Annotated in this window: 9 protein-coding genes; 6 read left to right on the top strand and 3 right to left on the bottom strand. The window is 69.6% G+C overall.

Annotated features, from left to right (window positions below):
• Both VGC56_RS12990 and VGC56_RS12995 read right to left on the bottom strand, forming a co-directional pair.
• Positions 1 to 886: alpha/beta fold hydrolase (locus VGC56_RS12990; RefSeq protein ID WP_464125460.1), on the bottom strand; the 886-nt coding region annotated here is incomplete at its 3' end.
• 51 nt (positions 887 to 937) lie between these two features.
• Positions 938 to 1,120 (bottom strand): hypothetical protein, encoded by a 183-nt coding sequence (locus VGC56_RS12995; RefSeq protein ID WP_464125463.1) that lies wholly within the window; start codon positions 1,118 to 1,120, stop codon positions 938 to 940.
• Positions 1,121 to 1,256: 136 nt separating this feature from the next.
• On the opposite strand from VGC56_RS12995, the gene VGC56_RS13000 reads away from it, so the two are divergent.
• Both VGC56_RS13000 and astD read left to right on the top strand, forming a co-directional pair.
• Positions 1,257 to 2,636, top strand: coding sequence for a protein adenylyltransferase SelO family protein (locus tag VGC56_RS13000; RefSeq protein WP_464125466.1), 1,380 nt, complete (start codon positions 1,257 to 1,259; stop codon positions 2,634 to 2,636).
• Between the two features lie 32 nt (positions 2,637 to 2,668).
• A complete protein-coding gene (gene astD, locus VGC56_RS13005) occupies positions 2,669 to 4,102 on the top strand; it encodes a succinylglutamate-semialdehyde dehydrogenase (RefSeq protein ID WP_464125468.1) in 1,434 nt (477 codons plus the stop codon).
• Here astD and VGC56_RS13010 read toward each other — a convergent pair.
• A complete protein-coding gene (locus VGC56_RS13010) occupies positions 4,099 to 4,812 on the bottom strand; it encodes a response regulator transcription factor (RefSeq protein ID WP_464125469.1) in 714 nt (237 codons plus the stop codon). The two genes, astD and VGC56_RS13010, sit on opposite strands and share 4 nt — an antisense overlap.
• Before the next feature lie 333 nt (positions 4,813 to 5,145).
• Here VGC56_RS13010 and VGC56_RS13015 point away from each other — a divergent pair, with 333 nt between their 5' ends.
• The 4 genes from VGC56_RS13015 (at position 5,146) to VGC56_RS13030 (ending at position 8,462) form a co-directional block, all read left to right on the top strand.
• A complete protein-coding gene (locus VGC56_RS13015; RefSeq protein WP_464125472.1) occupies positions 5,146 to 5,637 on the top strand; it encodes a hypothetical protein in 492 nt (163 codons plus the stop codon).
• On the top strand, positions 5,628 to 6,050 hold the full coding sequence (locus VGC56_RS13020) for a hypothetical protein (RefSeq protein WP_464125474.1): 423 nt from the start codon (positions 5,628 to 5,630) through the stop codon (positions 6,048 to 6,050). The genes VGC56_RS13015 and VGC56_RS13020 overlap by 10 nt, the downstream gene beginning before the upstream one ends.
• A gap of 39 nt (positions 6,051 to 6,089) precedes the next feature.
• Positions 6,090 to 6,767, top strand: a complete 678-nt coding sequence (locus VGC56_RS13025; protein WP_464125476.1) for a protein-L-isoaspartate(D-aspartate) O-methyltransferase — start codon at positions 6,090 to 6,092, stop codon at positions 6,765 to 6,767.
• Positions 6,768 to 6,875: 108 nt separating this feature from the next.
• Complete coding sequence (locus VGC56_RS13030; RefSeq protein WP_464125477.1) at positions 6,876 to 8,462, top strand: peptide chain release factor 3; 1,587 nt, start codon at positions 6,876 to 6,878, stop codon at positions 8,460 to 8,462.
• The last annotated feature ends 193 nt before the right edge of the window (positions 8,463 to 8,655 follow it).

An 8,655-nucleotide genomic window follows, 5' to 3' on the forward strand; every position in this document is an offset into this window, starting at 1 on the left:
CGCGCGCGCCTCCGCCGGCGCGCGCGACCCTTTCCAGCAGGCGGTCGATGCCGGCCGCGGCTTCGGGCTCCTCGAGCGTGGGCGCATGGCCGACGCGGGGAACGGTGACGAGCTCCATGGCGGGGTTACGCGCAATCATCTCCCGCGCCGTCGGCTCCGCGAGGATGTCGGACAGCGCCCCGCGCACCAGCAGAGCGGGGATGCCCGCCAGCGCATCGAAGGCCGGCCACAGGTCCATCGCGGGCGCCGGCGCCTTGAGCGGCTCGGCGATCGCCATGTCATAGTCGAACACGATCTTGCCCGAGCCGGTGAGGCGGCAGGCGCGCTTGGCGTGGGCGATCCAATCGTCCATTTCCCAATCGGGGTAGCGATCCCCCTGCCCTTCCTTGAGCGCACGCGCGGCGTGCGCCCAGGTCGGCCAGCTTTCGTAGCGGCCGACATAGGTTCGGATCGTCTCCAGGCCCTTCTCCTCGATGACGGGCCCGACGTCGTTGAGGAGCAGCCCCGCCACCTGCGCACGCGCGGCATTGGCGAGGAAGACGCTGACGAGGCCGCCGAGCGAGGTGCCGAACAGCACGACGCGCGAGAGGCCGAGCTCGCCGAGCAGGAGCTGCACGTCCTGCAGGTAGACGAGCGGATTGTAGCTGGCGCTGTTCGCCGCCTTCTCGCTGCCGCCGCGGCCGCGCAGATCGAGGGCGAGGACCCGCCAGTCGCCGGCAAGGCGGGCGGCGACGCCTTCGAAGTCGCGCGCATTGCGGGTGAGGCCAGGAATGCAGAGGATGGGCGGCCGCCCCTCGCCTCCGGCCCCCTCGCCCCCGGAATAGTCGCGATAATGGAGGCGGAGGCCGTCCGCCGATTGCCAAGTGCCGTCGGTAAAGTCGCTCATCCCGCCCTCCGCTCCCGCACCCTTACGGTGCGGCGGGTGGGTCCCGCAACGTCAGACGCTGCGGCGGCGGGTGAGGAGCAGGGTGACGCCGAGCGCGAACAGGGCAACGCCGGCCGGAGCGGGAAGCGGCACGCCGCCACCGGTGCCGGTGCAGCTGCCGCTCCCGCAGGCGAAGGCGGCGCCCGGCGCCAGGGTGAATGCGCAGAAGAAGGACAGCCTGGCCAGCATCGCCATTATCTCCGGCAAGAGGAGGTGATCCCGCCCATACGCCCGGGCGCCGGGATCGGCCACGGCGGCTGGAGGCGCTTTTCAGGCCGTCCCGAAAGGGCACGGTGCGGAACCGCTCCCTTGCGCCTAGGTTCGTGACGCCATGACCCAATACCACGGAGACCCTGCGATCCTGACGCTCGGGCCCGATTTCTACGATCCGGTCGCTCCGGCCGATTTCCCCCAGACGATCCTGCGCTTCCGCAACGACCGGGCTGCGGCGAGCGTCGGACTGGTGGGACTGACGGACGAGGCATGGATCCGCCACTTCGCGCGCTTCGAAGCGGTCCCCGACAACCTGCGCGAGCCGCTGGCCCTCCGGTACCACGGCCACCAGTTCCGCTCGTACAATCCGGAGATAGGTGACGGCCGCGGCTTCCTGTTCGCCCAGATGCGTGACGGTGCCGACCGCCTGATGGACCTCGGCACCAAGGGCTCCGGACGAACGCCGTACAGCCGCTTCGGGGACGGACGGCTGACGCTGAAAGGCGGGGTGCGCGAAGTGCTGGCGACGGAGATGCTCGAGGCGCTCGGCGTGGATACGTCGCAGACCTTCTCGCTGATCGAGACCGGCGAGGCGCTGGAGCGAAACGACGAGCCCTCCCCCACCCGCGGCGCGGTGCTGGTCCGCCTCCAGCACAGCCACATCCGCATCGGCACCTTCCAGCGCCTCGCTTACTTCGAGGAAAGGGAGAATTTGACGAAGCTGACCGATTACTGCCTCGCGCATTATTATGGAGGCGGCGGCGGCCCCGCGGCCCTGCTCGACCATGTCAGCCGCGAGACAGCGCGGCTCGCAGCCTCCTACGTCGCCGCAGGGTTCGTGCATGGCGTGCTCAACAGCGACAATATCGCCATCACCGCACAGAGCTTCGACTACGGCCCGTGGCGATTCACCCCGTTCTGGGACGGCGCTTTCACGGCTGCCTATTTCGATCATTCGGGCCTCTATGCCTTCGGCCGCCAGCCCGAGGCGATCCACTGGGACCTGGTCCAGCTCGCCGCGTCGCTGCGGAGCATCGCCCCCGCCGAGGCGCTGACGCCGGCGCTGGAGGCGTTTCCGAAGCGGTTCCAGGCCGCTTTGGTGACGGCCATCTTCCGCCGGCTCGGCCTGCGCCCGATGGAGGCCGAGCGCGACGCGGCCTTGCTCGTGGCGCTCGAGGAGGCGCTGGCGGCGAAGACGGTGGCGATCGACCGCTTCTTCTTCGACTGGCGCGGCGGCGCGCGGCGCGGCCCGTCCCCCGCCGACGATGCCTATGCCGGGCCGGAGTTCGCCGGCTGGAAGCGTGCCGTCGAAAGCTATGAAGCGGTGCCGGACGCGCTCAGCCATCCCTACTGGTCCGACGAATCCCCCTGCTCGATGCACATCGAGGAGGTGGAGGCGATCTGGTGCCGGATCGACACGGACGACGATTGGTCCCCGCTCCACGCCAAGGTGGCGGCGGTGCGGCGGATGGGCGAGGCGCACGCGGCCCCCGCTTGACCCGGACGCCGCGCCGTGGTGACAGGTTCGCCATGGCGACCCTGAAATCGTTCGAGCCGGCGACCGGTGCGCAGCTATGGACCGGCGAAGCGGGAGACGTCGAAGCGGAGGTCGCCCGCGCCCGCGCCGCCTGGGCTGGCTGGGCGGCGCGCCCGCTCGCCGTCCGCATCGAGACGCTGCGGCGCTTCGCCAACGTCGTGCGCGGCGCCAAGGACCAGCTCGCCGACCTCATCGCCCGCGAGACCGGCAAGCCGTTGTGGGAGAGCGCGACCGAGGTCGACGCGGTCGTCAACAAGGTCGACATCTCGGTGTCGGCTTATTCGGAACGGACGTCGCAGCGCCGGCTCGAAGGCGCGCTCGGCGCGCGGGTCGCGGTACGCCACAAGCCGCACGGCGTGCTCGCAGTGCTCGGCCCCTACAATTTCCCGGCGCACCTTCCCAACGGCCACATCGTGCCGGCGTTGATCGCCGGCAATGCGGTGGTGTTCAAGCCGTCGGAAAAGACGCCGGCTGTGGGTGAGCGGCTGGTCCAGCTGTTCCACGAGGCGGGCGTGCCGGAGGACGTGCTGCGCTGCGTCCAGGGCGGTCCCGAGATCGGCAAGGCGCTCGCCGCCAGCCCGGGGCTGGACGGCCTGCTGTTCACCGGCTCGGCACGCGCCGGGCTCGCCCTCCACCGCCAGTTCGCCGACACGCCGCACAAGATCCTCGCGCTCGAGATGGGCGGCAATAATCCACTCGTCATTTGGGATCCGAAGGACATCTACGTCGCCGCGGTGATCGCGGTGCAATCGGCCTTCATGTCGGCAGGTCAGCGCTGCACCGCCGCGCGGCGCCTGATCGTCGAGGACGGGAAGCACGAGGAACTGGTGGCGATGGTGGTCAAGCTCGCCGAGCGGCTGATCGTCGATGGGCCCCACGCCAACCCGCCGCCCTTCATGGGCCCGGTGATCGACAACGATTCCGCCGACCGCCTGCAGGAAGGGTTCCTCGATCTGATGATCAAGGGCGGGCGCCCGCTCAAGCATCTCGACCGGCCGCAGCCGGACAAGCCGTTCCTCACCCCCGCCATCATCGACGTGACCGAGGTGCGCGACCGGCCTGACGCCGAGCTGTTCGGGCCGGTGCTGCAGGTCGTCCGCGTGCCCGATTTTGACGCTGCGCTCGTCGAAGCCAACGCCACCCGCTACGGCCTCGCCGCCTCGCTGGTCGGGGGAAGCCCGCAGCTCTACGACCGCTTCTGGGCGAACGTGCGGGCCGGCGTCGTCAACTGGAACAAGCCGACCAACGGCGCCCCGTCCAACGCGCCGTTCGGCGGCATCGGCCTCTCCGGCAACCACCGCCCGAGCGCCTATTACGCCGCCGATTACTGCGCCTACCCGGTCACCTCATCGGAAGCCGAACAGCCGCGCGCCTCGATTGGAATCGGCCTGCGCGACCCCTATGCGGCAAACAATCTCGAAGGCTAGGCCGAGCGCGCTGCCAGGCGCCGGGCCAGGAAAGACTGCGGAAGTTCGGCGGCAGCGGCGGCCGCGGGCGCGAGCGCTTCGCGGAGATAGGCTGGGGTGATGGCGAGGCCGCCCTGCGTGGCCAGCACGGCCGCTTCCGCCAGGCTCTTCACGCCGAGCTTGGCCATGACGTGGGCGCGATGCATCTCGACGGTGCGGACGCTGATGCCGAGATCGTGCGCCACCGTCTTGTTCGAGCGACCGGAGAAGAGGGCGAGCGAAATGTCGAGCTCGCGCGCCGTCAGCCGGGCGAGGCGTTCCTGCGCGATACGCCGCGCCTCCCCGGCCTCGACGGAGCGCTCGAGCGCGGTCCAGGCCGGCGCCAGCGCCGCGGCGAGGCGCGCAGCGGAGACCGGTTTTTCGAGGAAATCCAGCGCGCCGAGCTTCATCGCTTCGACCGCGAGCGGCACCTGGCCGCGGCCGCTCAGCGCCACCACAGGCCAGCCCGGCTGCCGCCGCATCAGCTCGGCGAGGACTTCGAGCCCGTCGGGGGCATCCACGTCCATGTCGAGGAGGATGCAGGCCGGCATCAGATGGTCGAGCATGTTGAGGAACTCGGCCCCGCCCGCGAATGGCCAGGGCTCGGCGCCGATCTGGACGAGGTGCGACGTCAGGAGCCGGCGGGCCAGGAGGTCCCGTTCAACCACATACACGGTGCGCCGGTGCGACATAAGCCCGCTCCCATACGGCCAGGAATACAGGGCCGCGCGTGACGCCAAGTCTCTGGATTACCTGGCTAACGGGCAACCTAGAAAAAGTACGGTGAACATTTCGCTTCGCGTCCTCGCGGGCATGTTCCAACCGTCCCGATGAGGCACAAAACGTGCTTGATCCAGATCAGGGTGCGCTCTGTACCTAGCTGACGGGCGCGGGGTCTTACGCGAATCGGTCCACGGTATTGTTACCGGTGTAGAATTCCCATCATGCGCCGCGGTTCCGTTAACCACTAAGCTCCCCTTGCCGGAACGGGGTTGCTTCCGGCCTGTGAGCGTGAGGGGCGACGGGTGGAGGTGGTGCATCTCTTCAGCGGCAATGCGCTCGGCGCAGTCGGTGCCGAGGGCGAGATCCGCCTCCCCCCGTTCGTCCTGAAGGTGCTGGCGCGCCGCGCCGCCGAGGGACGGATCCTGTTCGGCGCCCATGAGAGCGCACCCTGCCTTACCGCCTTCGACGCCGGCTATCTGCCGGTGATCGGCGACGAGATCGAGCGGCTGAAGCGCCGCGACGAGGAACGTGAGGCGAGCGGCCACGCCGGCCGCGCCCGCCGCGTCTTCGGGCTGACCGAGGAAGCGGACGTCGACGCCGGCGGGCGGGTGGCCCTGCCGCCGTTCCTGCGGCGCAAGGGCCGGATCGGCGCGCGAGCGCTGTTCGTCGGCGCGGGCGGGACGGTGGAGATCTGGGACGCGGAGCTGGCGCTCGCCTCCGACGATCCGGCGCTGCGCGAACTCGCCCGATACCGTCTTCAGGAAGCAGAAAAGGAGGAAGAAAAATGGGTCTGATGTGCGCGATCGGCGGCCACGAGGCGGAGCCGCGGGAAGTCTATAATTGCGGTTATCATTTCAGCCGCTGCCGGGGCTGCGGGAGGGACATGCTGCGCGCCGGCGGGAGCTGGTCGCTCGTTCCCGAAGGTCACCGCGTCGTGTGGAAGGCGGGGCGGCAGAGCCATTCGATGCCGGCCGATTTCGCGCATGTCCTGCCGGTGCTGCTGCGCTCGGGGAACCTGCCGGTGCCGCGCCCCCACTTCGTCTCATGGAGCCGGAAGCTCGCGCGCAAGCCGGCGAGGAGCCGCGCCCGCAACGAGCCGATCGTCGAGGCGCAGGCGCCCGAGCCGCAATATCCGCTGCTGCTGGTGATGGCGACGATCGTCGGCGCGGGGCTGCAGCTGGTTTTTGGGTTCGGGCGCAGCGCCTGAGGTGCTGGCGTTTCGCGCCGCCGTGCCTACATGGGCGGCATGAAGCCCCTCGGTGAGGAACATCTTGCACTCTTCCGCCGCCACATGGTCGAGATCGTCGACATGCATGTCGATCTTGCCAGCGAGGAACTCGGCAAGGATGCGCTTGAGCCGCGGCTGAGGACGGCGCTGCTGCGCGTCCAGCGGCATCTGTTCGTGCCGGCCCAGCTCGCGCTCGCCGCCTATCAGGACACGCCGCTGCCGATCGGCTTCGACAAGACCGTGTCGCAGCCCTTTATCGGCGCGCTGATGCTCGATCTGCTCGACATCGAGGCGGGGGAGAAGGTGCTCGAGGTCGGCACGGGCCTCGGCTATCAGGCCGCCGTGATGGCCGAGATGGGCGCGCAGCTGTGGAGCGTCGAGATCGTCGAGGAATTCGCGAATGAGGCGACGATGCGCCTTCGGGCCTTCGGTTATGGCGACGTCCAGATCCGCACCGGCGACGGCACCCGCGGCTGGAGCGAGCATGCGCCGTTCGACAAGATCCTCGTCACCGCCGCCGCGCAGGCCGCGCCGTCTGCGCTGATAGACCAGCTTCGCCCCGGCGGGCGGCTGGTCATGCCCTTGGGCGGCAAGGACGTGCAGCAGCTGGCGGTGATCGAGAAGAGGCTCGACGGCAGCCTCGCGACGCGGGAGGTCATGCCGGTGCGCTTCACCCAGCTGGAGACGGTGCTCTAGGCGCCGGCCCACGCCCGCCCCTACCCAAGCGACGCCGCAGCCCCTATGTGCACCAAGTCCGCAAGCGGCGCGCGGGGCGCGGCCCGGACGATCCCGATGGAGCATGTCATGAGCGAAGCGGCGGCTTTGGGCGCCCGGCCAGCGGCGGACGGCGTTCTCGAGCGCCGGACCTTCGCGATTATCTCGCACCCGGACGCCGGCAAGACGACGCTGACCGAGAAATTGCTCTATTCGGCCGGCGCGATCCATGAGGCCGGCGAAGTGCGCGCCCGCGGCGACCGCCGCCGCGCCCGTTCGGACTGGATGGCGATCGAGCAGCAGCGCGGCATCTCGGTCACCTCTTCGGTGATGACGTTCGAGCGCGACGGGTTGCTGTTCAACCTGCTCGACACGCCGGGCCACCAGGACTTTTCGGAAGACACCTACAGGACGCTGACGGCGGTCGATTCGGCGATCATGGTGATCGACGCGGCCAAGGGCATCGAGGCGCAGACGAGGAAGCTGTTCGAGGTCTGCCGGCTGCGCAACATCCCGATCGTCACCTTCATCAATAAGGTGGACCGGGAGGGCCTCTCGCCCTTCACCCTGCTCGATGAGATCGCCGAGACGCTGCAGCTCGACGTCAGCCCACGCAACTGGCCGGTCGGCATGGGCGGGCTGTTCCACGGCCTCTACGACCTCGACACCGACCGGCTGCTGACGGCCGACGGACCGCTGGCCGTGTCGGGCCTCGACGACCCGAAGCTGGACGCGGCGCTCCCCGCCGACGCGGTGGCGCACCTGCGCGAGGAAGGCGGGCTCGCCCAGGCCGCCTATCCCGATTTCGACCTCGCCGCGTTCCTGAACGGCGACCTCACCCCGGTCTTCTTCGGCAGCGCCCTGCGCGAAGTCGGGGTCGAAAATTTGCTCCAAGGCCTCGCCGCCTTCGCACCGCCGCCGGGGCCGCAGCCCGCCCGGGCGGGGCCGGTGGCGCCGTCGGAGCCACGCTGCTCGGGCTTCATCTTCAAGGTCCAGGCGAACATGGACCCCAACCACCGCGACCGCGTCGCCTTCATGCGGGTCTGCTCGGGGTCGCTGAAGCGCGGGATGAAGCTCACCAACCCGCGCCTCGGCAAGGCAATGACGATCAGCAGCCCGATCACCTTCTTCGCTCGCGACCGCGAGCTCGCCGAACTGGCCCGCCCCGGCGACATCGTCGGCATCCCCAACCACGGCACGCTGCGGGTCGGCGACACCCTGTCCGAGCGCGGCGACATCGCCTTCACCGGCCTGCCCGATTTCGCGCCGGAGATCCTGCGCCGCGTCCGCCTCGGCGACCCGATGAAGTCGAAGCAGATGCGCAAGGGACTCGAGGATCTGGCCGAGGAAGGCGTCATCCGCATCTTCGAGCCGGCGATCGGCTCGAACTGGATCGTCGGGGTCGTCGGCGCCCTCCAGCTCGACGTGCTGGAGACGCGGATGGAGGCCGAATACAGCCTGAGGCTCGGCTTCGAGGCCTCGCCCTGGGACATCGCCCGCTGGGTCTCGGCGGAGGATCCGGCGGAGCTCAAGCGCCTCCTGTCGGCGCTGCGCCCGAGCGCGGCGGAGGATGCCGACGGCGCCCCCGTCCTCCTCATCCGCAACGCTTGGGAGCTCGCCCGCTTCCAGCAGGACTGGCCGAAGATCACGTTCGCGGCGATCCGCGAGCGGCACTAACCGCCGGACACCGCGTGTGGGTCACCCGCCCCCGGTCTTTTGCGCCACGAAGAACAGGCCGCCGACGCCAATCGCGTAGAGGATGAGCACCGCCAGCGAGTCGATGCCTATCCCGAGCACCCGCTTGCCGGGCCGGAAGATCAGGCCGGCGATGTAGATGCAGGTCAGCAGGATGCCGAGCGCGGCGAGGTAG

This window comes from Allosphingosinicella sp., assembly GCF_036403745.1.
In the GTDB taxonomy this organism is placed as follows: domain Bacteria; phylum Pseudomonadota; class Alphaproteobacteria; order Sphingomonadales; family Sphingomonadaceae; genus Allosphingosinicella.